Annotated in this window: 17 protein-coding genes; 13 read left to right on the top strand and 4 right to left on the bottom strand. The window is 59.9% G+C overall.

Annotated features, from left to right (window positions below; translation table 11 throughout):
* Window positions 1-29: 29 nt before the first annotated feature.
* Both BLW71_RS27800 and BLW71_RS27795 read right to left on the bottom strand, forming a co-directional pair.
* Window positions 30-1,664 (bottom strand): PEP/pyruvate-binding domain-containing protein, encoded by a 1,635-nt coding sequence (locus tag BLW71_RS27800; protein WP_091804412.1) that lies wholly within the window; start codon window positions 1,662-1,664, stop codon window positions 30-32.
* The gene (locus BLW71_RS27795) at window positions 1,661-3,622 is read right to left on the bottom strand and encodes a phosphate transport regulator (RefSeq protein WP_091804409.1); all 1,962 of its coding nucleotides are present in this window, start codon (window positions 3,620-3,622) and stop codon (window positions 1,661-1,663) included. The genes BLW71_RS27800 and BLW71_RS27795 overlap by 4 nt, the downstream gene beginning before the upstream one ends.
* 255 nt (window positions 3,623-3,877) lie before the next feature.
* On the opposite strand from BLW71_RS27795, the gene mgtA reads away from it, so the two are divergent.
* From mgtA to BLW71_RS27775, 3 genes are all read left to right on the top strand, one after another.
* On the top strand, window positions 3,878-6,556 hold the full coding sequence (mgtA, locus tag BLW71_RS27790) for a magnesium-translocating P-type ATPase (RefSeq protein WP_091808977.1): 2,679 nt from the start codon (window positions 3,878-3,880) through the stop codon (window positions 6,554-6,556).
* A 42-nt stretch (window positions 6,557-6,598) separates the two neighbouring features.
* Window positions 6,599-7,636: a PTS sugar transporter subunit IIA gene (locus tag BLW71_RS27785; RefSeq protein ID WP_286162136.1), complete on the top strand. Its 1,038-nt coding sequence runs from the start codon at window positions 6,599-6,601 to the stop codon at window positions 7,634-7,636.
* A gap of 586 nt (window positions 7,637-8,222) precedes the next feature.
* Entirely contained in the window at window positions 8,223-9,752 is a 1,530-nt protein-coding gene (locus BLW71_RS27775) for a DesA family fatty acid desaturase (RefSeq protein ID WP_502686838.1), read from the top strand.
* Here BLW71_RS27775 and BLW71_RS27770 read toward each other — a convergent pair.
* On the bottom strand, window positions 9,743-10,261 hold the full coding sequence (locus BLW71_RS27770) for a RidA family protein (protein ID WP_091804401.1): 519 nt from the start codon (window positions 10,259-10,261) through the stop codon (window positions 9,743-9,745). The two genes, BLW71_RS27775 and BLW71_RS27770, sit on opposite strands and share 10 nt — an antisense overlap.
* 188 nt (window positions 10,262-10,449) lie before the next feature.
* Here BLW71_RS27770 and BLW71_RS27765 point away from each other — a divergent pair, with 188 nt between their 5' ends.
* The 7 genes from BLW71_RS27765 to BLW71_RS27735 all read left to right on the top strand — a co-directional run bounded on the left by BLW71_RS27765 (window position 10,450) and on the right by BLW71_RS27735 (window position 18,460).
* Window positions 10,450-11,943, top strand: coding sequence for a cytochrome P450 (locus BLW71_RS27765; RefSeq protein WP_286162135.1), 1,494 nt, complete (start codon window positions 10,450-10,452; stop codon window positions 11,941-11,943).
* Between the two features lie 157 nt (window positions 11,944-12,100).
* Window positions 12,101-13,054, top strand: coding sequence for a nitrilase-related carbon-nitrogen hydrolase (locus BLW71_RS27760; protein WP_091804396.1), 954 nt, complete (start codon window positions 12,101-12,103; stop codon window positions 13,052-13,054).
* 251 nt (window positions 13,055-13,305) lie between these two features.
* Window positions 13,306-14,196 (top strand): LysR substrate-binding domain-containing protein, encoded by an 891-nt coding sequence (locus tag BLW71_RS27755; protein ID WP_091804393.1) that lies wholly within the window; start codon window positions 13,306-13,308, stop codon window positions 14,194-14,196.
* A 163-nt stretch (window positions 14,197-14,359) separates the two neighbouring features.
* Entirely contained in the window at window positions 14,360-15,109 is a 750-nt protein-coding gene (locus tag BLW71_RS27750) for an SDR family NAD(P)-dependent oxidoreductase (protein WP_091804390.1), read from the top strand.
* A 136-nt stretch (window positions 15,110-15,245) separates the two neighbouring features.
* The gene (locus BLW71_RS27745; RefSeq protein ID WP_091804387.1) at window positions 15,246-16,574 is read left to right on the top strand and encodes an MFS transporter; all 1,329 of its coding nucleotides are present in this window, start codon (window positions 15,246-15,248) and stop codon (window positions 16,572-16,574) included.
* Window positions 16,575-16,619: 45 nt separating this feature from the next.
* Window positions 16,620-17,462: a transketolase gene (locus BLW71_RS27740; protein ID WP_091804384.1), complete on the top strand. Its 843-nt coding sequence runs from the start codon at window positions 16,620-16,622 to the stop codon at window positions 17,460-17,462.
* Window positions 17,459-18,460 carry a transketolase family protein gene (locus BLW71_RS27735; protein WP_091804381.1) on the top strand — a complete coding sequence of 334 codons (1,002 nt, stop codon included), beginning with the start codon at window positions 17,459-17,461 and terminating at the stop codon, window positions 18,458-18,460. Before BLW71_RS27740 ends, BLW71_RS27735 begins: the two co-directional genes overlap by 4 nt.
* Before the next feature lie 38 nt (window positions 18,461-18,498).
* Here BLW71_RS27735 and BLW71_RS27730 read toward each other — a convergent pair whose 3' ends face one another.
* Window positions 18,499-19,248, bottom strand: coding sequence for a Crp/Fnr family transcriptional regulator (locus BLW71_RS27730; RefSeq protein WP_091804378.1), 750 nt, complete (start codon window positions 19,246-19,248; stop codon window positions 18,499-18,501).
* A 1,108-nt stretch (window positions 19,249-20,356) separates the two neighbouring features.
* Between BLW71_RS27730 and BLW71_RS27720 the strand changes: the two genes are divergently transcribed.
* From BLW71_RS27720 to BLW71_RS27710, 3 genes are all read left to right on the top strand, one after another.
* Entirely contained in the window at window positions 20,357-21,904 is a 1,548-nt protein-coding gene (locus BLW71_RS27720) for a methyl-accepting chemotaxis protein (protein ID WP_091804370.1), read from the top strand.
* Window positions 21,905-22,359: 455 nt separating this feature from the next.
* Window positions 22,360-24,237 carry an EAL domain-containing protein gene (locus BLW71_RS27715; protein WP_286162134.1) on the top strand — a complete coding sequence of 626 codons (1,878 nt, stop codon included), beginning with the start codon at window positions 22,360-22,362 and terminating at the stop codon, window positions 24,235-24,237.
* A gap of 40 nt (window positions 24,238-24,277) precedes the next feature.
* The gene (locus BLW71_RS27710) at window positions 24,278-26,128 is read left to right on the top strand and encodes a GGDEF domain-containing protein (RefSeq protein ID WP_286162133.1); all 1,851 of its coding nucleotides are present in this window, start codon (window positions 24,278-24,280) and stop codon (window positions 26,126-26,128) included.
* The last annotated feature ends 22 nt before the right edge of the window (window positions 26,129-26,150 follow it).

Genomic DNA, 26,150 nt, shown 5'->3' with positions numbered 1-26,150 from the left:
CGCGGCACCCGCTTGCCGCACATCCCGATTCATGGCGCACGCAATCGCTCAAGACGTGCCTGCAATTCGGCCAACGGCTCGACGACCGTGCGCACCGTGCCCGCATAGATCGCACCGTCGTTGCCGTCGAGGGTCACTTCGTCACCCTCATGCATCACCGTATCTCCTATTTGCAGAGTACGTGTCGATTCATCGAGATGCAGCGCCGCGCAGCCGACAAGGCAAACCCTGCCAAGTTGACGCGCGACGACCGCAGCATGCGAGGTGCGTGCGCCTCGCTGCGTGAGCAGACCCGCAGCCACCTCCAGTGCGGCGATGTCGTCGGTCTCCGCATCGCGACGCACCAGGATGACCGACGCACCAACAGCATGACGCGTGCGCGCGCGTGCTTTGTCGAAAGCGATTTCCCCTGACGTGATCCCGCTACTCGCACTCGCGGCGTGCGCGAGTGGCGTGAGCGGGCGATCGTTATCGGATGCCGCGATAGACATGCGCATCAACGCAGCGGGCTTCAGCGCGGCCGTGCGCTCACGCGCCACATCAGCACTGATCGAGCCCTCGTCGAACAGATCCAGCGCAATCCGCGCGGCGGCTTGCGGCGTGCGTTTTCCATTGCGCGTCTGCAGCATGTACAGGTGTGCATCCTGCACAGTGAACTCAATGTCCTGCATGTCGCCGAACGCGCGTTCGAGCCGCGTCGCCGCATCGCGCAATGCTTCCCAGACCGCGGGCATTGCCTGGGCGAGCTCTTGGTGGCCGCGCGCGCTACGGCGGCCCGAGACGACATCTTCTCCTTGCGCGCTGAACAGGAAGTCGACCCAAAGCGCCGGCTCGCCGCTGACCGGATCGCGCGTAAACCCGACGCCCGCGCCCGAACGCCCGCCCGCATTGCCGAACACCATGGCCTGCACAGTCACGGCCGTCCCGATTGCATCGCTGATGCCGCACTGTTTGCGGTACGCACAGGCCCTGGATGATTGCCAACTCGTCAGCACCGCGCCGATGGCGTTCGCCAGTTGAACCTGTGGATCTTGCGGAAATGGCTGGCCGGCAGCACCCTCGTAGGCGGCGATGCAACGATGCGTGAGTTCGCGTAGTTCCGCGAAATCGAGCCCGTGCTCGTCGCGAGTTCCGGCGAGCGCGGCGTATTCCGCTTCGAAGATCGACGGGGGCACGCCCGCGACCAGTTCACCGTAGCTCGCAACGAGTCTGCGATAGGTGTCCCAGACCAGACGCGGATTGCCGGTCTGGCGGAGCATGCCGGCAAGGGTGGTGTCGCACAGGCCGACGTTGAGCAGCGTATCCATCATCCCCGGCATCGACACAGGCGCCCCCGAGCGCACCGAGAGCAGCAGCGGCACGCGCGCGTCGCCGAAGCGCTGACCGGTGGCATGCTCCAGTTCCCATAGACCGGGTGCCCACACCGCGCTCGCGGTGGCAGTTTCGCGGGCTCGAGCGTCGCGACAGTAGTGCGTGCCCAGCACGAAAGCCGGCGGCACCGGCAGGCCGAGATCAGCCATGCGCAGCAGATTGTAGGCCTTGAAGCCGACCGTTTCCGCCGACGCATGGGTCGCTTCGGGATTGCCGCGTGGTGTGGCGTCGCAGCCGATCAGGTAGACCTCGTCGGGCCAGCGTTGAGCGGCATCCGGTTGAAGGGCTGTCATGTGTTCGCTCCGGTTTCGCCGAAGGCGACATCGCGCAACGCATAGCCGGCCACCAGCAGACGATCCGAGGCCAGTTCGAGTGTCGTTGCGAGATCGTTGGCGAGCATCAGGCTGGCGGCATCGCGCACGACACCGAGAATGGCGCGGCGTGCCGCGCGCAGCAGTTCGTCACACTGGCGCTCCGAGCGCAGCACGTTCCACGACGCGGCAAGAAACGCATCGCTGTCGGACGTATCGCTGGCGGTGCCGAGGCTGCGTGCGATAGCGAGCGACTTGACGTGCTCCTGTGTCGCCATCAGCACGGTTTGTGCGAGGCGCGACAGCGATTCGTGGACGTTGCTGTCCCAACCTTGCTGGTGGCCGTCGGCGATCAGGCTCATCAGGAACGCGGCTTCTTCGAGCGCGTCGGCGATGTCGTCGGAGAGTTCAAGCAGTTGCTTGAACGGCTGCCAGCGAGGCTGACGCTGCGCCTGCTCACGCGCGCGCATTACCAGATGGTCCGCCTGCCGCTCCCATGCCTTCGCTCTCGCGGCCAGCGCCTGCGCAGGGTTCTCGCCCGCCGGCGGCGCGCACATGACGTCATGCGTCAGGCCGTCGCTTACCGCTTGCGCCAGTGCGTGGCAGTACGCGGCGTGCTCCTCCAGCAGCTCGAACGCGCTGCTGTGCTGGCGCACACGCCGGGCGAGCAGCAACCGCGTTTGATCGGCGACGAGCGCCGCCGGCTGCCCGCCGATCAGCGCGTGACTGGCCATCTGCAGCACTTCGACCATGAACGCCTGCGCATCGCGCGAGCCGAGCACTGCGTCCAGCCGGTCGCCGATGCGGAACGCCCCTTGACCGACGGCCTGCATCGCAGCGTAGATGAGCGCTTCACCACCGGCCTTCAACCACGCCATGTGACCCACGTCGAGCCGGGCCGCATCGCGCAGAACCTCGATAGCCGCGTCTTTGTCGACAAACGACAGCAACCGCTTGCGGGCCCGATTCCAGTCGATCAGAAAAACAATGCGTGACCCGATTCCTTCGAGCGCGGTGTCGAGCGTGCGCTCGTCGGCACAATCAAAGCGCGCAATGCCGAACGTGTAAGCGTCACCTTCGTTCAGCGCGGCATTGACCTTCGATTGCAAGTCGCTCCACTGCGCACCGTAAGGCACCAGCAGCGACTGGAAGAACGCGAAGCGCGGCCGGTGCAGATCCGAATAACTCAACGTAATCGTCAGGCCTTCAACCTGCACGACCAGCACATGAACGTCGTTGGTGCCGATGTCGTTTTGCAGCAGCAGCCGCTCGCCGTCGCGTGTCGCGGCGGTGTCGAGCCCCGGATGATCGAACTTCAGTGGCGCCGTGCGGTTCAGCCCACGCATGAACGCGACGACGCGCGCGCGGTCGGCCGGTTGCAGTTGCCACACGTGCGCACCGTCGATCTGCTCGCTCGACACCGTATTCGCCAGTTGGTTGAGCGCACGGTGAAGGTCCATCACCAGCAGGTGCAGGCTGTCGTCTCCATTCGTTCGCTGGCCGCGCGTTAGCGATTGCAGTTGTGCGCGGCTAAGGCGTTCGCCGCGCAGTGCGTCGAATCCGTCCAGCCAGTGCTGGACACGTGCGTTCAATGTGTCTGTCTGATCGTCCGGTTGGAGCAGCGGTCGGGCCATCGTCTCCAGATCTTCGGCGAGACGCTGCACGAGACGCGCGAGGTCGGGCAGCAGCAACGTGCCGTCGACTAGCGAAGCGCTTGCAGGCATGTTGCGAAGCCATGGCGCGTCGACGTGTGCGGCGACCAGTTCCGCGGTCAGGTCCGGCAATTCGCGGTCGGGATGTTCGGCGTGCGCGAATGCAACCTGCAGCACGCTCAGGTAGAGCTTAAGACGGTCGTTGGCGGACAGTGCCGCCTTGATCCAGCCTGGCAGCAGCAGACTGCGCTGTCCCATTGCAGCAATTGCCTGGGTCTTTTGCGTCATGGGAGCCACTTGTGCGGGTAGGTGGTCCAGTCTCGGCTGCGTATATGACACTTTCCTGACAGCAGCGACGAGGCCGGAGTATTCGTTGATACACATCAACTGCGCACCGATTGACCTGCGCGAGCATCCGCAGAAACGCGTATGACGCGTTCAGGGTGCATGATGGTGAAGGGGGAATCGCCCGGCGAATTGTTCTTCTTCTTTCGTTTCCTGCAGGCGAAGGAAACCGCTGTTCAACTTTCGATCGACCAGGCCATGATACTTCTCGACGGCAAGTATGGAATGCGCACCATGATCCCTTTCTTCAGGACCTGGCTGCGCCGTTCGCCGTCGCCGGCAGGCGCGCATGGGTCCGCCACGAGCAGCGAAACGCTCAGCGAGATCGCCGGGCTTTCACCTGACGAAGCGCTCCAACGCTTGCACAGCACGGCGAGCGGCCTGTCCGCCGACGAGGTAGCGGAGCGCTTGCGCACTACCGGCGCCAATCAGGTGGCTCACGAAGTGCGCCATACGATCCTCGGTGAACTCGCGAATCGATCGATCAATCCGCTGAACCTGTTGCTGTTGTCGCTGGCAACTGCATCGTACTTTCTGGGCGACTCACGCGCCGCGATCATGATCGCGGTGATGGTGGTGCTTAGCGTTTCGCTGGGTTTTCTTCAGGAGCACCGCTCGAACAAAGCCGCCGACGCACTGCGCAAAATGGTGCGAACGAACGCCAGTGTACGCCGGCGTGCAACGGCGGCTGAAGCGGATCATATCGACATTCCAATCGAACAGATCGTTCCTGGCGACGTCGTCCTGTTGTCCGCTGGCGATATGATTCCCGCTGACCTGCGGCTGATCTCGGCGAGAGATCTATTCGTCAATCAATCGGCGCTCACTGGCGAGGCAATGCCACTCGAAAAATTCGCGCATGCCTGCAGCACTTCTGCCGAAACGCATTTCGACCTGCCGAATATCTGTTTCATGGGTAGCGCCGTTGTCAGCGGCGTCGGCTGCGGCGTCGTGGTGCTGACCGGAGGCAGGACGGCTTTCGGCCGCGTCGCTGATCTGATCGCCGCGCAGCGTGTCCAGACGAGCTTCGACAAAGGCATTGCACGATTCACCTGGCTGATGATGGCTTTTATCCTGGTGATGGTTCCGCTCGTATTCGTTATCAATGGGCTGACCAAAGGTGACTGGTTCGAGGCGTTGCTTTTCGCGGTCGCCGTGGCAGTGGGGCTCACGCCCGAGATGCTGCCGATGATCGTGACGGTCAATCTGGCCAAGGGCGCGATTGCGATGTCGCGGAAGAAAGTCATCGTGAAGCGTATCAACGCGATCCAGAATTTCGGCGCGATGGATATTCTTTGCACGGACAAGACCGGCACGCTGACGCAGGACCGAATCATCCTCAAGCGCCACCTCGATTTCCATGGTGACGAATCGGATCAGGTGCTCGAATATGCGTATCTGAACAGCGCTCACCAGTCGGGCCTCAAGAACCTGCTGGATGTCGCCGTGTTGAAGCACGTGGAGCTTCATGAGCAACTCAAGGCGCACGAGCAGTACACCAAGATCGACGAGATGCCATTCGATTTCGAGCGCCGCCGGATGTCCGTCGTGCTGGCACGGGGGGACGGTACTCACATTCTGATCTGCAAAGGGGCGGTCGAGGAGATTTTTTCGGTATGCACCCGTTACGTGATCAACGGCGTAATGGGCACGCTCGACGAACGCAATTTCACCGCGGCAAAAGACGCCACCGCCGCGCTCAACGCCGATGGGTTTCGCGTCGTCGCGGTGGCCTACAAGGAGATGCCGCCGCAGCAGGCCACCTATGCGGTCAAGGATGAGGCCGATCTGATACTGCTCGGCTACATTGCGTTTCTCGATCCGCCCAAAGAGACGGCGGCGGCGGCCATTGCAACGTTAAAAGAGCGCGGCGTGCAGGTGAAGATTCTCACCGGGGACAACGACATCGTTACCCGCAAGATTTGCCATGAAGTCGGGCTTGCCGTGGATCGGGTCGTACTGGGCAAGGAACTCGAATCACTATCGCCCGAGCAACTAGCCGATCTGGCGGAGACCGCCTCTGTCTTCGCCAAAGTATCGCCGGCGCAGAAGGCTTCCGTTATCGACGCCTTGCATCGCAAGGGGCATGTCGTGGGTTTTCTGGGTGACGGCATCAATGATGGACCGGCGCTCAAGGTCGCGGACGTCGGCATTTCGGTCGATAGCGCGGTCGACATCGCGAAGGAATCGGCCGATATCATTCTGCTCGAGAAGAGCCTCGCCGTGCTTGGTGAAGGCGTGCTCGAAGGCCGCAAGGTGTTCGGCAACATCACCAAGTACATCAAGATGGGCGCCAGTTCGAACTTCGGGAATATGTTCAGCGTGCTCGGCGCCAGCATCATCCTTCCGTTTCTGCCCATGGCGCCAATCCAGGTGCTCACCAACAACCTGCTATACGACTTTTCGCAAACCGCCATTCCGACCGACAACGTGGATGAAGAATATCTGCGTGTGCCGCGTCGGTGGGATATCGGCAACATCGTCAAGTTCATGCTGCTGATCGGGCCGATCAGCTCCATCTTTGACTACGTCACGTATTTCATGATGCTTTATGTGTTCGGTGCATGGGACAAGCCTTCCTTGTTTCAGACGGGCTGGTTTGTGGAGTCCCTGCTTACCCAGACGTTGATCATCCACATCATCCGGACTTCGAAAGTGCCATTTCTGCAGAGTCGAGCAAGCGCGCCGCTGATTGCGACGAGTCTCGTCATCGCCGCGGTGGGAATCTCCATACCCTATACGTGGCTCGGCACATTCCTGGGCTTCATTCCCTTGCCGCCGGCTTACTGGCCAGCCCTTCTGTTGATTCTCCTGAGTTATGCCGTGTTGACGCATCTGATGAAGACCTATTTTGTTCGGCGATTCGGGCTGGATTGAGTGCCGCGACTCGGCTAGTGGAACATCACCAGGGCGGTCAATGTGCCGGACATTGCTGACTACTGCGATTTTTTACGCCGGGTTAACGCCAATTCGCGTAGCCTGATAAAAAGCAATGGACAGGTGGCACACATGACGCGCGCATTGGTTGGTCTGCGGACCTTCTTTGGAATGGGTAAGGCATCGCCACAAGGCCGTTCGCGGTCCGTGCCGAGCCGCAATGTGATGATGCGCGTGACCCTGGACGCCCAACACGCCACACCTTTGCGCCAGGCGCTGATCCGGGACTGCGGCGATCAGCAATGGACCATTCGCGTGGCCCCTCTGCACGGAACGGGGCGCGTGCGGCTATCGCTCTATCTGCCCAAAGACGCGGTCAATGGGGCCATGCAACGGCTTGCGCATCTGGCGCCGACTGCGGAGGTGGGACAACTGCTTGAAATCCCCCAGGCGCCAACCAACGCCTGGCGGGCTCTGATGCATACCCCGTCGCAGCCGCGCGCCGATTCGTCTGATTATCAGGCTGAATCAGTAGGGAAAGCAGACACGCTTGCCCAACTGCTTGCCCCGGATCATGTTCTACTTGGCTGGGACGTAGCAGACCGCGAGACCCTGTTCGAACAGTTTGGCCATTTCTTCGAGCAGCGCTACGACATGCCGGCAACAAGCGTGACCACTGGGCTGATGGCGCGCGAGGCGCTAGGCTCGACCGGTCTCGGCCAGGGTGTGGCTGTTCCTCACGGTCAAATCAGAATGCTGCGCCACGCCATGGCGTTTTATGTGCGCCCCGCGCAGCCAATTCCATTCGATGCCCCGGATGGGCAACCTGTGAGCGACGTGATCGTTCTGCTGGTTCCGGAATGGGCAAACAGCACGCATCTGCTTTTGCTGGCTGACGTGGCACAGCGTTTCTGCGACCATCAGTTCCGCGAGCTGCTACATCGCTGTATCGACGCGCGGGCCGTATCCCAACTGTTCGCCAGCTACGAGGCGGTGGGTGATGTTGGACGTAGGGGGCCGCACACAAATCCCGCGGGTGATCCACCTGCGGGCGTCAAACGGGTCCGCCCGCGCGGGTAGGGTTTTTAGCCGTACGTGGATCATCGATCCGCGGGTTTCTTTGTTGACGCGAGCAGTGCAACGCTGACGCAAGCGCTCGTAGGAAAATATCCTCGGTGTTCGGCGGAACCATACACTTGGTGCGGTTTTCGGCGCCCACACACCTTGGCATGCTCCTGCAAGCGCTTGCGGCAGCCGACTATGACACGAATGCGAACGGCAAAATGGCCGCGACGGCGATGGCGACGCCGACCGTAGCAAACCCCAGGCTAAGCGCAAACATGGTGGAAACGCTCGCAATGACCACGAGCGCCAAACACCAGCGACGCTGAATCTGATGGGCAACAATGAGGCTCCTGCCCTTACCCGTATCCTCGATACTCGCTGCTGCAATTGTCTTGTATTGACGAAATCTCAACCGGAGCATGTAGAACCTCGTTCTTTGAATTGAGATTCTGTCATCAACGGTATAACGAATTTATAAAACCGCAGGGCGTGTGCCGTTAATGCGCTATATCGAAGCGCGCAGTTCCGGATGTAAACCGCTGCAACTTTTGGCGCTCGGTCGACGCGACTTGCTCTCGCCAAGCTCCGCCTGCGGGACGCCGTGCTGTCTTCCGTGCGTCGTTACAAGACGTGGCCCGCGCAAGAATATCCCTCGTTAAACGCATACATCGTGTGCCCGCGATTCGTTGGCGCCCGGTGCGGCACCGTACCGACGTCTCTTAAAGTTTCAGACATCATTGAAGATACGCTCGCTGAAAGAGTCGTGACTGCACGGTCACCTCGCGTCCGGATCGCCAACCCCCGTCTTGCCGGTGTCGATCAGTCCGTCCCGAATCCTTTGCTGCGTGCGTTGAGCTGTTGCCTGCCCGGAGCGTCAGGCCGGTGGCCATGTGTTTCTGGATTGGCGCCACGCCGTTGTAGAAAGAGGGTTCACTTGTTTAGTCATACACTCGCATTCTTCTCAGAGGGCCTACTGGCCATTTCGTGGTGGCAGATCCTGCTGGCCACGCTGGTGTCGACGCACATTACGATCGTCAGCGTGACGGTCTATCTGCACCGGTGCCAGGCGCATCGCGCGCTTGATCTGCATCCTCTCGCCAGTCATTTTTTTCGTTTCTGGTTATGGATGACAACTGGGATCGTGACCGGCAAGTGGGCCGCGGTTCACCGCAAACACCATGCGAAGTGCGAGACGCAGGAGGATCCTCACAGCCCACAGGTCAGCGGAATCTGGAGGGTCTTGCTTGGTGGCGCCGAACTGTACCGCACCGAAGCGAAGAACGAGGAGACGCTGCGCCGGTTCGGGCACGGTACGCCGGCCGACTGGCTGGAGCGGAATGTCTATGAAAAATATCCGGATCTGGGTATCAGCCTGTTGATGGTGATCGACGTGGCGCTGTTTGGTATTGTCGGCGTATCGGTGTGGGCCGTTCAGATGATGTGGATTCCTTTCTGGGCCGGCGGCGTGGTCAACGGGCTGGGCCATTTCTGGGGTTACCGAAATTTCGGTCCGCCTGATGCGAGCACGAATGTGATTCCGATCGGCATTCTGATCGGCGGAGAAGAACTTCACAATAATCACCATGCGTATGCAACGTCCGCAAAGCTGTCGAACAGGTGGTACGAGTTCGACATGGGCTGGATGTATATTTGCGTGCTTTCCGCGCTCGGGTTGGCCACAGTCAGGAAAGTGGCGCCTAGACCGCGAATGGTCGAAGGCAAAGCGGTTCTCGACGACGAGACGCTGCAAGCCGTGCTTCGAAACCGCTGCGAGGTGATGGCAAGCTATGCGAGAACGGCTGAGCGCGCTTATCGGCAGGAACTTGCGCGAGTGAAGCATATCAGCCGGAGGGAGAGAGCCTTGCTGATGCGTGGTGTGAAAAAATGGTTTCGCGACGGGGAGGCAGGGCAAGGCGGAGCGGGTCATCCCGTGCCCAAGGAACTCTGCGGCAACGACGCGAAGCTTCTTGTCTACGTCGAACTGCGCGAGGATCTGGCGGCAATCTGGGAGCGCTCGAATCGCTCTCGCGAACAACTCCTGTTCCAGCTGGAAGACTGGTGCCGACGCGCAGAACAAAGTCGAATCGACGCACTAAGGGAGTTTTCGCTTCGTCTTCGCCACTACGGTTGAGGTTCAAGGCTGTCGCTTCGGCCGCCGTCGATCTCGAGCTCAGCCTCGCACTCGACTGGCACATTCAGAGGAAGCGCCACGCCCACTGCCGAGCGAGAGTGCGTGCCAATGTCCGGCCCAAACACTTCAAGAATGAGATCAGAGTAGCCATTGGCGATCTTTGGCATCTGATCGAAGCCCGGCACTACATTAATCATTGCAAAAACGCGCAGCCATGCCGTAATGCGATCCAGGTCTCCAAGCGCTTTCTGCAGGCTCGCCAAATGCGCGAGCGCCACGAGGCGCGCCGCTGTATAGCCTTCGTCCACCGATACTTCAGCGCCAACTCTGCCGGCCGGTTGCGCAATTGTCCCGTCGAGGTTAAGCGGAACGTGTCCTGAAACGAAGGCTCGCGGACCCCTTACTCGAACCCATGCAAAAGGCAAAGTCATGCGGATGTTTGCCGGCATCTGTGGCGGCGCAGGCAACGTCAAGCCTAATTCCGCCAACTTCGCTTCGATTCGCGCCATGATCACCTCCTCAGAGTTCCGCCTACCGGACTAGGCATGGTTCTTTGCTGCTCGACCTGGCAGGGCAGTCTAAATTTATCGCTTCCCAGAATCGTTCTATTGAAGCTAGTAGTACGTAGTACTGCACCGCCTGATTTATGAAAGCAGGCATTCTCCCGACTCCGCGCATGCTGGATGATCTATGCTGAATGACTGATAGTCAGCGCCAGGCTGCGGCCGTCTCGATCAAGGAACCGCGAAACAAGGGGCATTCCATGGATACAGTGTCCACTTCCCACATCCGGTACAGGCAGGTGGCCGATCTCCCATGTCCTAAGGGTTTGCCTTTTTTTGGCAACCTCCATCAGCTATCCCCGACCCGGCTGCACCTCGTACTCGAACAATGGGCGCGGGAGCTAGGCTCGCCTTTCAGATTTCAGATCTGTCGAATGCCGGTGACAGTGTGGACCGATCCGGAGCTATGTCAGACCATCATGCGCGAACGTCCGCACCGGTATCGCCGTTATGCGTCGATAGAGTCGGTGCTGGAGGAAATCGGCTGCAACGGTCTCTTCTCGGTCGAGGGCGCAGCGTGGGCGCCGCAACGAAAGCTGATCATGCATTCGTTGTCCATTCCGCATATCAAAGCTTTTTATCCCAGTCTGAAGGCCATCACGGAAAGGCTTTACCTACGCTGGCAACGCGCAGCGGCGCACGGAACTGTAGTCGAGATGACTGACGATCTCAAGCGCTACACGGTGGACGTCACCAGTGCTCTTGCTTTTGGCGAAGACTCGAGGACCATCGACCAGGACCGTGGCGTCATACAGGAGCATCTCGCGCTGATCTTTCCCATGTTGATGAAACGTATCAACGCGCCTTTTCCCTACTGGCGATATGTGAGATTTCCTCGGGACCGCGAACTCGACCGCTCTCTGATCGAAGTTCACCGGTATGTGCGAAATATGATGAGCCGGGCACGTGAGCGGATGCGCGATGACCCCTCGGAGTCGCCACGTCATCTCCTTGAAGCGATGCTCGTCATGCGCGACGCGCCACAGTCCGACGTAACCGATGACCAGGTGGCTGCGAATGTTCTCACGCTACTGCTTGCAGGCGAAGACACGACGGCGAATTCCATAGCGTGGACGCTGCTATACGTTGCTACGGATCCGGCTTTGCAACAGCGGCTCTTTGACTCGTCGCGCAGTGTGCTCGGTTCTTCATCGGTATGCCCGGACTTTACGTCGTTAAAGCAGTTGGATCTGTGCGAGGCAGTGTGCACGGAAACCGGAAGGCTCCGTCCGGTCGCCGCGGTGAATTCGTTTGAGCCATTGGAAGACGTGTGTCTCGCCGACATCTTGTTGCCGGCCGGCACGAAAATGTTTTTCCTGAATCGGCCCGCCACTATCGACGCGCGCAATTTTTCGAATCCTTTGCAGTTCGACCCGGATCGCTGGCTGCATGACGATAGCCGCTCGCGTACAGTGCACGACTCGCGTGCATATCTGCAGTTCGGTGCCGGGCCACGTGTATGTCCGGGACGTTATTTGGCCGCTGTGGAAATGCGCCTCGTGCTGTCGATGCTGATGGCCAATTTCACGGTCCGAATGGCGGTCGACCCGGATACGATTCGGGAGATCACTGCGTTCACCATGGTCCCGAGTGCCATGCCGGTGCATCTTTCGGCACGGACCGTATAGTTGTCCTCGGTGCGCTCGTGCATTCGGCCGATCCGGGTCCGACTCCGACTTCCGCTTGCTTGCGAATCTCAGCGAGGAGTTGCCTGGAGTCGTTGCAATCCAGGTTGGCCGTGCTCGCAGTCTACGATTGCGGCGATGACACCAATGGAGAATTCTGATGCAACAGAGATTACGTGCCGCGGTGGCGCAATCGGGTTCTGTCGTGTTCGATGCAGACAGAACCATCGATAAAGTCTCGACGCTCACAGCCGACGCCGCGCGACAAGGCACACAACTTATCGTATTTCCAGAGGCATTCGTTTCGGGCTATCCAAAGGGTCTCGATTTCGGCTCGACCGTCGGTGGAAGAACGGCTGCCGGGCGCGACGACTATCGTCGCTACTATGACAGCGCTGTCGAAGTACCGGGTTCCGGTGTCCGCCGGTTGGCCGAGATTGCCGGCGAGCACAAGCAATACATCGTGATCGGTGTCATCGAGCGAGATCGCGGCACGCTATATTGCACTGCGCTGTTTTACGGTCCGGACGGTACGATGCTCGGCAAGCATCGCAAGCTGATGCCGACCGGCTGCGAGAGGGTGATCTGGGGCTATGGCGATGGGGCGACCCTGCCGGTTTTCGACACGCCGTTCGGCCGGCTCGGCGCGGTGATCTGCTGGGAAAACTATATGCCGTTGCTGCGTATGGCAATGTACGCCAAAGGCGTCCAGATTTACTGTGCCCCCACCGCGGATAGCCGGCCCACCTGGGCATCCTCCATGCAGCACGTGGCCCTGGAAGGGCGCTGCTTCGTGTTATCGGCCTGCCAGCACCTGCGCCGATCCGATTGTCCTGTCGACTATGCCGCGATCCAGGGTAACGACCCGTCCACTGTGCTGATGAGCGGTGGAAGTTGCACGTTCGGCCCGCTTGGCGAACTCATTGCCGGGCCAATCTTTGAGCAGGATGCGTTGCTTGTGGCCGATCTTGACCTCAACGATCTTGCGCGCGCGAAATATGATTTTGACGTCGTGGGAGACTACTCACGCCCGGACATCTTCCGTCTGCATGTCAATGAAGCAGCGACACCTCCCGTCGTGTTTGAGAAGAATGGATTCGACAGCGGCTTCTGAAGGTCGAACTGGCGGGCAGAAAAACATGAAGAAGCGGGTCAGCGTTCAGCGAGCGACCGCGCACGCCTGGTATCCAGAGATAAAAGCGGCTCTGGGTCACTCCACGCGAAAAGACTGCGCCCATCGACGAGCGCCAGTCAGCCGAACCACCGCTTGCCTTTACCTATCGAATGCGCGAGATTTCTGGAATCGCCAGAAGCGCGGCAGAATATGCTGAAGCAAGACGGTTTGCACCCCTGCACCCAAAAACAATGCGCATCCCTCCACTAAAAGCTATCGTCGCGTTCGAGAGTGTCGCTCGAACAAAGAGCGTCAATCGGGCGGCTGACGAACTAGGGTTAACACCGTCGGCAGTGAGCCATCAAATTGCCAACCTCGAATCCATTGTGGGAAGGCCCTTGTTCACAAGACTGGGGCGAGGACTGGTGCTGACGCCAACGGGGCAGCAATATCTGGCGGATGTCACCGGATCGCTCGCCGACCTGAGCCGCGCAACCGAGCGGGCATCGAGTCAATCGGGTGTCGAGATTCTTCGCATTCACTCGAGTCCCAGCTTCGGGCTGATGTGGCTGCTGCCGCGGCTGGCCTTGTTTCAGGAAGCGAACGGCGACATTCAGTTGAATCTCGCGTGCTCGTACGAGGACGTGTCGTTCACCTCGGGCCACTATGATCTCGACATAAGGCATGGCTACGCGCATTGGACCGATGGCGAGATCAAAACGCTACGCAACGAGTTCATCGCGCCGCTTGCCTCGGAGGAGTATCTCAAACGACACCCGGTGCGTACCCCCGAGGATCTGCTCGAACGGCGCCTGATTTTCTCGGAAACGCCTCTCGTGCAGTGGAAGCAATGGTTCGGCAAATTCGGCGTCGCGGTGTCGCACAAGGCATACGATTTCGCGTTCGACCGCTCGTATATGTCCCTCGAGGCCGCGGCATTGGGACATGGCATCGCGCTCGAAAGCACGATGCTCGCATCCGTCCATCTCAAACGAGGTTCACTCATACCGGTCTTCGATCGCACGTATGCAGTCGAGGTCGGAGCTCATCACCTCGTTTACCCTGCTCGGAGCGTGGATTTGCCACGCGTGGCCAAATTTTTGGCCTGGGTCGAGCAGGAGACCAGCCGCGCCGCCGTGTAGCGCCAGGCGACGCCAAGCGGGGCGGCGGCACCCCAGCGTGATGCCAGAGGGTCGCAGCGACACCTGAAAATTCTTCAGCAATAGTTGAGCCGAACTGCATTGATCGAGATGGTCGAAGCACTGAAACTGCGTCTACCAACTAACGTGATCGATGGAGACAAACATGTTGCTCGACAGCAAAGTAGTAATCGTAACCGGTGGAGCCTCGCCGCGCGGTATTGGCAAGGCGACCGCAAAAGCGCTCGCTGCCCAAGGCGCGCGCGTGGTGATTCTGGACCTTCGCAAGGAAGACGCCGAGCGTGCCGCGCGTGAACTCGGCGAGGACCACCTCGGCCTCGCCTGCGACGTGACCGACAAAGCCGCATGTGTTGCTGCCGCCACGGCCGTGATCGAGAAGTACGGTCGTGTAGATGGATTGATCAATAACGCAGGCATCACGCAGCCTTTGAAGACGATGGACATCGGCGCTGACAATTTCGATGCCGTCATCGACGTGAACCTGCGCGGCACACTCTATATGTCGCAAGCGGTCATTCCGCAAATGCGGGCGCAAAAGAGCGGCAGCATCGTCTGCATGTCATCCGTTTCCGCGCAACGCGGCGGTGGCATCTTCGGCGGGCCGCACTACAGCGCGGCCAAAGCCGGCGTGCTCGGTCTCGCTCGCGCGATGGCACGTGAACTCGGCCCGGACAACATCCGCGTCAACTCGATCACGCCAGGTCTCATTCAGACCGACATCACCGGCGACAAGCTTACGACGGAGATGCGCGCCGACGTCATCAAGGGCATTCCGCTCGGCCGGCTCGGCGATGCCGCGGACGTCGCGAACGCCTGCCTGTTCCTCTCAAGCGGCCTGTCGACTTACCTCACTGGCATCACGCTCGACGTCAACGGCGGAATGCTGATCCATTGAGTACGACATCTGTCGCGACTGCGGCAGATGGGTCAATGCACCCGGCGGTAAAACCCGGGGCGATATGTCCGCAAACATCTTGCATGGGGCCAGAAGTAAGCGCTAAAGCGCTAACTCTGGCTGACAGGAGACAACCATGAAAACGAAGGCAACCGCGCCGTCAATGGCGGGCGATGTCACGACGCTCGCCGACTCGGCGAGCTTCGAATCAAAAACGTATGCGAAAGTCGGACGGCGCCTGATACCGTTCCTGATGCTCTGCTATCTGGGCGCTTATCTCGATCGTGTCAACGTGGGCTTTGCAAAACTGCAGATGCTCAACGACCTGCGATTTAGCGAAACCGTGTACGGCCTTGGCGCCGGCATTTTCTTTCTCGGCTATTTTCTCTTCGAAGTACCGAGTAATCTCATGTTGCACAAAGTGGGCGCACGAAACTGGCTCGCCCGCATCATGCTGACCTGGGCTGTGATCTCCGCCTCGTTCGTCTTCGTCAAATCGCCCACCACGTTCTATGTTCTCCGCTTCATGTTGGGCGTGGCCGAGGCGGGGTTCGCGCCAGGCGTCATTCTGTATCTGACGTACTGGTTTCCTTCGGCACGGCGCGCAAAGGCACTCTCACTCTTTTTCATGGCGATTCCGCTGGCCGGCATTGTCGGCGGGCCGCTGTCCGGTTACATCCTGCATGCGTTCCAGGGGGTGCATGGACTGGCTGGCTGGAAGTGGCTGTTCATCCTCGAAGCCCTGCCGTCGCTGCTCCTTGGCGTCGCCATTCTGCTCTACCTCGACAACGGTATCGCCGCCGCGAAGTGGCTCACCGATGCGGAGAAAGCACTCCTTGCACGAAACGTGGCCAACGACAACGCACACAAGATCGCGCATGTGTCGATCAGGTCATTCATTGGCGATCGTCGTCTGTGGTTGATGGCCTCCATCTACTTCTGCGTAGTGCTCGGTCAATATGGGCTCACATTCTGGCTGCCGACGATCATCCGCAAATCCGGCGTAGCCGATCCGCTGTGGGTGGGCGTCTTTACAGCCATCCCGTACCTGTGCGCCATCATTGCGCTGCCGCTGGTGGGAGCGAGTGCTGACCGCCATCGCGAACGCCGTCTGCATCTTGCGATCCCGATGCTCGTATCGGCAGCTGGCTTTGCAACGCTTCCGATGCTGGGCGGAGTCGGCGCATCGCTGGTGTGTGTCAGTGTTGCCGCAGCCGGCATTCTCGCTTCGTCTTCACAGTTCTGGTCACTGCCGACCGCGCTTCTTGGTGGCATGTCCGCCGCGGCGGGTATCGCGGCGGTGAACTGTTTCGCCAATCTCGCCGGCTTCTTCTCGCCGGCCATCGTGGGCTGGTTGAACGATCTGACCGGTAAATCGACGGCTGGGCTCATCTTCATCTCCGTCGCCATCGTCATCGGTGCCGGGCTTGTTTTCCTCGTGCCAGCCAAAACCGTCAATCGCTGACACCGGCCGCTGCAAAGACTCACTTTTTTGAATCAAGGAGACACCATGAACAGTTCGTCATCAGATGGGGTGACGCTCGCCGAGCGCGCCTACCGGATTCGCAGAAACGCCTTGCTGATGGGCGAAGTACAGGGCCAGGGCTATATCGGCCAGGCACTCGATATCGCCGATGTACTCGCGGTTGCCTACTTTGGCGCGATGCGCTACCAGCCCGACAACCCCGACTGGGAAGGCCGCGATCGCTTCCTCTTGTCCAATGGCCACTATGCAATCGCGCTTTACGCCGCGCTTTTCGAAGCCGGCTTCCTGCCACCGGAAGAACTCGAAACCTACGGCAGCGACGACAGCCGGTTGCCCATGTCCGGAATGGCGAGCTACACGCCTGGCATGGAGATGTCCGGCGGTTCGCTCGGCCACGGTCTCACGATCGCGGTGGGCCGCTGCCTGGGACTGAAGCGCAAAGGCTCGAACGCCTTCGTCTACACGCTTTTCTCCGACGGCGAACTCGACGAAGGCGCGATCTGGGAGGGCTTGATGTCGGCCGCTCATTGGAAGCTGGACAATCTGATCGCGATGGTCGACGTTAACAACCAGCAAGCCGACGGTCCTTCTTCGAAGATCATGGCATTCGAGCCGCTCGTCGAGAAGCTCGAAGCATTTGGCTGGTTCACGCAGCGGGTGGACGGCAACGACATCGAAGCAGTGAAGGCGGCCTTCGATGCTGCACGCAATCATCCGAAAGAGCAGCCGCGGATTATCGTTTGCGATACCCGCATGGGCTGCGGCGTACCGTTCCTCGAAGAACGGGAGAAGAACCATTTTATCCGCGTCGATGCCCACGAGTGGCAACTGGCGCTCGCAGCACTCGAAGCAGGGAGACAAGCATGAGCGACACCACCACCCAAAAGCCGCGTCTGAAGACTTCGGCGATGATTGCATCGATCGCCGGCGAGGGACAGGTCACGCGTTCCGCTCCGTTTGGTCACGCATTAGCCCAGTTGGCTCGGGAGAAGAAGAATGTCGTTGGCATGACAGCCGACCTCGGCAAGTACACGGACTTGCACATTTTTTGCAAGGAATTCCCTGAACGTTACTACCAGATGGGCATGGCCGAGCAGTTGCTGATGGGCGCGGCCGCCGGTATGGCACACGAGGGCGCCCAGCCTTTCGTGACGACGTATGCCGTATTCGCAACCCGCCGCGCGTATGACTTCATGCACCAGGCCATTGCCGAGGACAACCTCGACGTAAAGATCATCTGCGCACTGCCTGGCCTCACGACCGGCTACGGCCCGAGCCATCAGGCGGCAGAGGATCTCGCCCTGATGCGTGCGATGCCGAACATGACGGTCATCGATCCGTGCGACGCGCTGGATACCGAACAGATGGTGCCAGCGATCGCCGCGCATAACGGCCCGGTGTACGCGCGCCTGCTGCGTGGCAACGTTCCGGCCGTGCTCGATGAGTACGACTATCAGTTCGAGTTGGGCAAGGCGAAGCTGCTTCGCGACGGCGCGGAGGTGCTGATTATTTCTTCGGGCATTATGACCATGCGCTCGCTGGAAGTCGCGAAGGCGCTGGAAGTGGACAATGTCGGCGTCGCGGTGTTGCATGTGCCGACCATCAAGCCGCTCGATACTGAGACGATCTTGCGCGAAGCCCGGCGTACGGGGCGCATGGTGGTGGTCGCCGAAAATCACTCGGTAATCGGCGGTCTCGGAGAGGCGGTCGCGACCACGCTGCTCACGGCCGGCGTCACGCCGATGTACCGTCAGATCGCGCTGCCCGACGAGTTTCTCGCTGCCGGCGCGTTGCCGACCTTGCATGATCGCTACGGCATCTCGACCCATGTCATGACAGCAACCATCAAGGGCTGGCTTGGATAAGCCCACCATAGGGCCGTTGTACGATCGTGCGCAGGCATTCAACGCGACTCTGAAAACCATCTCCGCAAAAGCTGCACGTCCGGGATGCGGATATGCCGGCCCTTGGCCTCGATGAGATTCAGATCGCAAAGGCGGGTGAATGCCCTGCTCACGGTTTCCAGTCGCAGACCGACAAAATCAGCAATATCGGTCCGACTGAGGGGAAGCGAAAATTCGGTGAAATGCTGTTTGCGCGCGGCAAGCTGGTCCGAGAACCAGAGGAGGAAACCACACACACGCCGTTCGGCATTGGCGCTCGCGGTGGACAGGAACGCCGCCTGCCGTTGTTGCATGACGCGCGCGACGAGACGTTGAAACTGGGTGCCAACCAGCTGGTTCTGGGAGATACGCCGCAACAGGTGCCGGTAAGGGATAACACAGAAGACCGAATTCTCAAGGGCAACCACCGTAACGGGTTGTGCCCCGGACGCAGCGCCGAGAAAACCAACAACATCACCTCTCAGGGCAAGCGCCGCGATCTGAAGACGCCCGTCGACGGATCGCACTACGGCTTTTGACGAACCGCTCGCAATCGCGAAGACATGCGTGAACGGGGATCCTTGCTCATAGAGAACCTTGCCTTGTTCTACGCGCCTTCTTTCGACGACCACGTCGGCGAGACTCGACATCTGATGCGAGTCAAGCCCACTCCCAAGACACAGGTCGCGGATTCCGCATTGAGCACAATGATTGGGGCGCTCGCTAGCGAAAGATTGCTTGCCAAGGGCGATGAGGAGTTCGTGGTCCATGAATGATGAGTACCGGGTGAGCCGCGCGCGTGGCGTAGTTTTGATTGGCGGTGCATGACCCTTTCGTCAACGAAATGGCGAGGGGGGTGTTTATTCGCAGTTGGATGCGCCAGCGCGTTTGCGCCAGTCGTGCCGGCGGTGCCTGGCCATCCACACCGTGGCCTACGTCGCGTCGATTGGCTGTCTCAATCTAAATGTAGTCATTAGCCAACGTTGCAAGGGCGAGCCGAAAACGCCGATTAGGCTCACGGCTGCATGTCCCATCCGCGCAGGTTTCTCCGTGAACCTGACATGCTGGCAAAACTGTGTCCTGAACCGATCATATTCCCCGCTCGACTTTAAGCGCTTACCGGTACAGCGCATGAAGTTGACTAAAGTCAAACGAGAAGGTTTGCCGGGCCGCCAATGGGCCAAGTGTGGCGATATGAACCGGTATCTTGGTAGGGACCTTAAACCAACGATCTAAAGCATCGCATGAACGGGCGTGCATTCATCAGACTTTTGCTATTTCAACTCATATGACCCGCCCATTTGCAGGCGCACTTTCTTATGCGTGATCGATGGTGTTTGTGCATGCGGTCAGCGGATGACCATTGTCTGACGTTGTTCGACAAGTGGTGCGAGAGACGCGCGGTGCTGCCGCTGTGCTACTTGATGAATGCATGGCCCATCACGTCCGCGTTGGGTTCAGCGATCAATCGCCTTTACGCGCTGTTAGATGAACTACTAGCTGACGAGTCTGCAGGACTGCGCGAAAGCGAGCGTAAGACAATCAACATGATTCTGCGGAACCGATGCATCCATATCGAGGGCGCGGCTGACGAAGTTGCGAACGTGCTATGCGAAGTGTGTTCGCGCCGGCGCTACGAGCTGCCTATCGTGCAACGGCACGCCTGCTAGCGGGGACTGAATTGTTCCGTGAGCGCGGGCGCAGTTTGCAGGTGGCGATTGAGTAAACGTCAATCTGCCTTGTCGATGATAATTGGTAGACCGAACATTATATTGAAGTGAGGTTTTCTCTAAAGATATCGAGGCTGAGGCCGTTAGCAAGCTGTGGGGATGCCGCACTGTCTGATCGTTGTGATCAATTTGAGAGGTTTGTTAGCGTATGAAGTTGTCCTTCTCCCAGAAGCTCTGGCTCCCGCTCGTTCTGAGCCTGTCATGTGTTGCCGGCATGTCGATCTACAACGCCTACGAAGAGAGGGAGGGGCAGTTGGATGATCGAAAAATGGATCTGGTCCACGCTTCGGATATCGCCCTTAGCATCGTCAAGACATATGGTGATGCGGTAGCGGCGGGATCATTGTCCGAGACGGAAGCCAGGAAACAGGCCATGGATAAGGTCCGTGCTATCCGGTATGGCGACGAAGGCTATTTCGCGATCATCAATTCGCAAGCAACAGTGCTGATGCATCCGACACGGCCAGAGTTGAACGGCAAGGACGCGAGCAACTACAGGGACCCGAACGGCGTGTATGTTTTTCGCGCCGCGGTGGATGCCGTCAAGCGCGACGGCAAAGGGTTCAACGAGTATGCATTTCCGCGGCCGGGCTCGACCGCGGCCTCTCCTAAAATTTCGTACAACGTGAGCTATCAGCCGTGGGGCTGGATTCTCACGACAGGAGTCTATGTCGACGACATCGACGCGGCGTTCCGTTCAATGTTGTATCGCAGCCTTGGAATCATGCTGGTGCTAGTCGGCGCTTTGTCGACTGTCGTGGTGCTGTTCAATCGCGGCATCCTGCGCGCGATGGGCGGAGAACCATCCTACGCGGCCGAACTCGCTAACCAGATTGCGAGCAATGACCTGACCGCGGTGGTCAGAACGAATCGGGATGATCAATCGAGCCTGCTATTTTCGATGAAGAGCATGCAGGAGCAACTCACGCGAACGATCGGCGCGATCAAGGTTTCTGCCGATTCGATCGCGACGGCTTCGCATCAGATTGCAGTCGGCAACCAGGACCTGTCGCAGCGCACAGAGGAGCAGGCCGCGGCCCTGGAGCAAACAGCAGCCAGCATGGAACAACTCATTTCCACGGTTACTCAGAACGCCGAGAATGCGAGCGAGGCTAATCATCTCGCTGCTCAGGCGGTCAAAGTGGCCGAACAGGGCGGTGTCGTAGTGACGCGCGTGGTGGAAACCATGGGCGGGATCAACGCCAGTTCCGACAAGATTGCCGATATTGTCGGCATGATCGAAAGCATCGCATTCCAGACGAATATCCTCGCCTTGAACGCGGCGGTGGAGGCGGCGCGTGCCGGCGAGCAGGGCAGAGGCTTTGCGGTGGTCGCCTCCGAGGTGCGCTCGCTCGCGCAGCGTTCGTCGACCGCGTCGAAAGAGATCAGGGAACTCATTCTTGATTCCGTGCAGCGGGTGCGCACCGGTGCCGGCTACGCGCAGGAAGCCGGCGAAGCCATGGACAGGATTACGCAGGAGGTGAAGCGTGTGACGGATCTCATGAGTGAAATCGCAGCTTCTTCGCAGGAACAGAGCAAGGGCATCGGCGAGGTCAATGAGGCTGTTACGCAGATGGATCAGGTCACGCAGCAGAACGCGGCACTGGTCGAAGAAGCCGCGGCCGCAGCCAGTTCGCTGGAGATGCAGGCAGACGATCTGAAGGCTGCCGTTTCCATGTTCCGGCTGGATGCATAGCGTGGTGCCGGCGTGTGCTTCGCCGCTCAGGCGCGCAGTGGGGTTCCGGCGCATCTCGATGCATCGCGAAGCCCGCCTTGATGCCAACGGCACTCATGCCCGCACGGACTGCGCGACGCGCTGCCAACAACATGCAAGAAAGCCTACACCCCGGAGCTTCCATGGCCATGTCGAAAGAGGTTTCCGACGCAACGCCTGAGAACGACCTGATGGACGACGGTTCACATCTGTACAGCCAGGCATGGGCGTCGTCGCTCACCTCGCTGACGGAGGTGTTGCGGCACAATGCCGCCGATATCGTCAAGCGATTCTATGATGGCCTGATTCGCCTGCCCAAGTCGGAGCACACGCTTGCGGCGCTGTCGGAGCGGGAACTTCAGCATCTCAAGACGCAACAGATCCAGAATCTGTACGCGCTGGCGTCGCCGGAGCTAACCGCAATGGATCATCGCGCAATGGCGTTGCGGGTCGGACGTATCCACGCCATTGTCGGGTTGGAGTGGGAAGACCTGATTCGCAGCCGGGGCATTCTTTCCGCTGCGATTCACGACACACTCGATACGACACTGCACGGCAGGGCGCTGGCGGTATTGGGAAGGCGATTGACGCAGGATCTGGCGTGGCAAACGGAGGCCTACCAGCGTCTGCAGACTTCGCGTCAGGACGTACTGTTGCGCGTGACCCGGTTGGCGTGGGAAGTGGAGAGTTACACGGATCTAATCGGCCGGGTTGTTCAGATCCTCGGCGAACACGACGAGGTCGCGGGCTGCTCCGTTGGGCGACCCGATAGTCAGGGGATTTTTCGCTTCGAGTCGGTGTCAGGCAAAACCATGGAGCGGTACCTTGCCGACATGGAGAACTCGACCCAACGGCCGATCTCGAATGGCGACCTGCCTCAAGGCCAGGGCCCGGTCGGGCGCGCCTGGCGTAGCGGGAACGTGGAGCGAAGCATCAACTTTGCGACGGATCCCCTGATGGCGCCGTGGAAGACACTGGCAATGCAGGAGAATTTCCGCTCCAGCGTGGCGATTCCTTTACGTCAGCCCGGGCATGCTCCCAAAGCCATTCTTTTGCTCTATAGCGCGTTTCCCGGCGGGTATTCGGCAGCGGATCAGATGGCTTTCATCACGCCATTACAAACTCTTTTGGGGCTCGCGATTGCGCGGATCGAGAATCAGGAAGGGCGGACTCAGGCGGTCCCTTATGCGACGCGACAGCATTGGGCGGCGCTGCTCAGATCGGATGCGCTGGAAATGTACTATCAGCCGCTATTGGACCTCAAAACCGGGCAGGTGACCAAAGTCGAAGCGCTGGCTCGACTGCGCGACGGCGATAGGGTTCTGACGCCTGGTGAGTTTTTCCCGGCGCTGTCCTCGGATGATTTCCTCGACCTTTACGTCCGGGGCTTGGCACAGGTGCTGTCGCAGCGCAATCGCTGGCTCCAGGCGGGTTTCGAGTTGAAGGTGTCGGTGAATCTGCCGTCCAGTGCGTTGGGTGACAACCGCTATTTCGAAGCCACCCGGCAAGCCTTGACGGAATACGTTTGCTGCCCGGACATGCTGACCCTCGAAATTCTGGAAACGGATGCACTTCCATCCGGCATGGATGTGTGCGGCGAACTGGCGAAATTCAAGTTGCTCGGCATCAACCTGGCCGAAGACGATCTCGGATCCGGGCACAGCAGCCTGAATCGGTTGCGTGAACTGCCGTTTGACTGGATCAAGATCGACCGCAGTATCGTGAGTGTTGCGGGTCAGGATGCCTCTAATGTGTTGCGTTTCGTCTATCAGTTGACAAGGCTTGGCCGCTCGTTGGGTAAATCGGTGGTCGTGGAAGGGATTGAAGATGCGGGCATGCTGGAGGCCATCGTCATTCTCGGTGCCGACGTCGCTCAAGGCTATGCGATTGCGCGCCCCATGCCCGCGCAGCAGTTGACGGCGTGGATGCATAACCGGCCCCAGTTGCCGCGCTCTCTGAGCGCGAAAAGCGCGTTGGGGAAACTGGCGACGTTGTTGATCTGGGAAGAACGCCTGCATCTGATTTGCGAGGACCCGCGCGCTTTTGGCAGGCTGTTTGACATTGTGACGACGCAGCCCGCGATCGGAGTCGTTGCGGCGGCTGCGCCGGCGCCACTCGACTCTGCGTGTCAGGTTTGTCCATTCTCCAGGTTCTTTAGTGAAACGGAGTCCATTCTGCCGAGGGAACTGTCGGATCCGACCGCGCAGCGAGCGCTGATTGCGGCGGCGGTAAGTCACGGACCGGACAGTGTGGCCTATCGGTCGGCACGCCAGAGGTTGGTGACCGCCATCATGAGCGAAGCGGTGGAACACTGAGCGATGTCACCTCCCGCAGGCGGCTGCAACGTACCGGGATGTGATCGCATACGTGTGCGCCCGTTCTCGGGGTATCCCTCTTCTTTTTGACGCGCGACGTCTTGCGCAAGTTTCCATGATCAGGAATGCATTCTCCGCCATGTCCATAGACAGGCGTTTTAGTCTCAGTGTCGCAGTCGCACTCCTTCCGGTCCTGGTTTTGTGCGGCAGGCTGGTTGTGCACGAGTGGCACTCGTATATTGTCGCTGACGACGCCCTCTACGCGTTCCAGAGCTATCGCGCCGGATTGCAGGCAATCGAGCGCGTCTCGGCTGAGCGCGGCCCGACGAACAGCGTGCTGGGCGAAGACTTACCGACTCCTGACGCGAGAAGTGCGAAGCTGCGTCTCGCGCGCGAGGAGAGTGATGCCGCGATCGAGAAGTTGATCGAGATGCTTCAGTCCGGCCACTGTCCAGCATGTGCCGTGGAGCTTGCGCATATCAGGGAAGCACGCGACGAGCTCGCAGCCGCACGGGTGAATGTCGATGCGCTCATCCGTCTGCCGTTGGCACAACGGCGGGAGCGTGCGGTGTCGAGCGCAGTGGACGGGATGATCAAGGTCATTCCACAGTTTGCGCCCGCGATCGACGCGTTGGCCGCAAATGTGGTCAAGGGCGATACGCGTGCGTTGAATTGCCTGATCCTTGCCACGCTGACCGCGGATCTGCGGGAAGCGGCTGGCCAACTCGGCTCACACTTTACCGCGACCCTGACGGCGCGCAGAGCGCTCGGTGAAGACGATCAGCTCGCCATCGAGCGGACGCAGGGGAGAGTCGACCAGTTGCGTGAACTGATCGATGCGCATGTCCGGGACCGGTCGGCGCTGGAATCAACGGCGTTCGACAAAATGAATCAGCAGTATTTCGGGGAGGGCATTGCCTATATCGCAGAGGTTCGCCGCCTCGCGAGCCGGCCGGGCGGCGCCGGCATATCCCCCGCGCAGCTGGCGGATCACTACGTGCCGCTGATGCGGCCGGTTACGGCGTTCCGCGACCAGGTGTTGGATCTTGCTGACACGGAGATCCGTCAACACCGTAGCAATGCCTTGATGCTACTCGCGGCCAGCGCCCTCTCCGTATTTCTGCTGTTGGCGATACTGCTTTCGATCGCGACGTTATTCAGAAGACGCGTGATTCGACCGCTCCTCGACGCAACGCATGTAATTGGCGCGATAGCAAACGGCGACCTCACCGCGGAAATCCCGGCAGCGCGCTATCGGGGTGAGATCAAGGCCATGTTCAATGCAATCGGCGTGCTGAAAGCGAACAGCGTCGAGCGGCAGCAGCTCGAACGCGAGCGCGGCCGTCTGATCCATGAACTGAAAGCCATGGCGGAAACCGACTTCCTGACCCACCTGCTCAATCGCCGCGCGTTCGAGAGCAGAGCGCGCGTAAGCTGTGCCGAACGGAATGCGGCCGAACCGGAACTCGCGCTGATCATGTTCGACATCGACCACTTCAAGAGGATCAACGATACCTATGGTCACGCCACAGGCGATCACGCGTTGCAACTCGTCGCCCGTCTTTGCCGTGAAACCTGCCGGGATTCGGATGTCGTCGCGAGATGGGGTGGGGAAGAGTTTGCGGTACTCAGCCGCGTGCACGACGCGGCAGAGGCGCTTGCGATAGCGGATCGCTTGCGTCGCAAGATCAGCGAGACCCGAATCCCTTGCAACGGCGGCGATGGCTTCACTATCACCGCAAGCTTTGGCGTCGCGCTCGCGTCAGCCTGCGAATCGCGCGACGTGGGCCGCCTTTTCAGGCACGCCGATCGTCTGCTGTATCAGGCAAAAGAGGCTGGGCGTGATCGGATCGTTGCCGATCCGCTCGGCGTGCCAAGCGGCAACGCCTGACAACATGGCTTAATGGCGGGCG

This window comes from Burkholderia sp. WP9 (assembly GCF_900104795.1).
In the GTDB taxonomy this organism is placed as follows: Bacteria; Pseudomonadota; Gammaproteobacteria; order Burkholderiales; family Burkholderiaceae; genus Paraburkholderia.
Note: the sequence above shows the minus strand (reverse complement) of the source record. Positions and strands in the feature narration are given on the sequence as shown.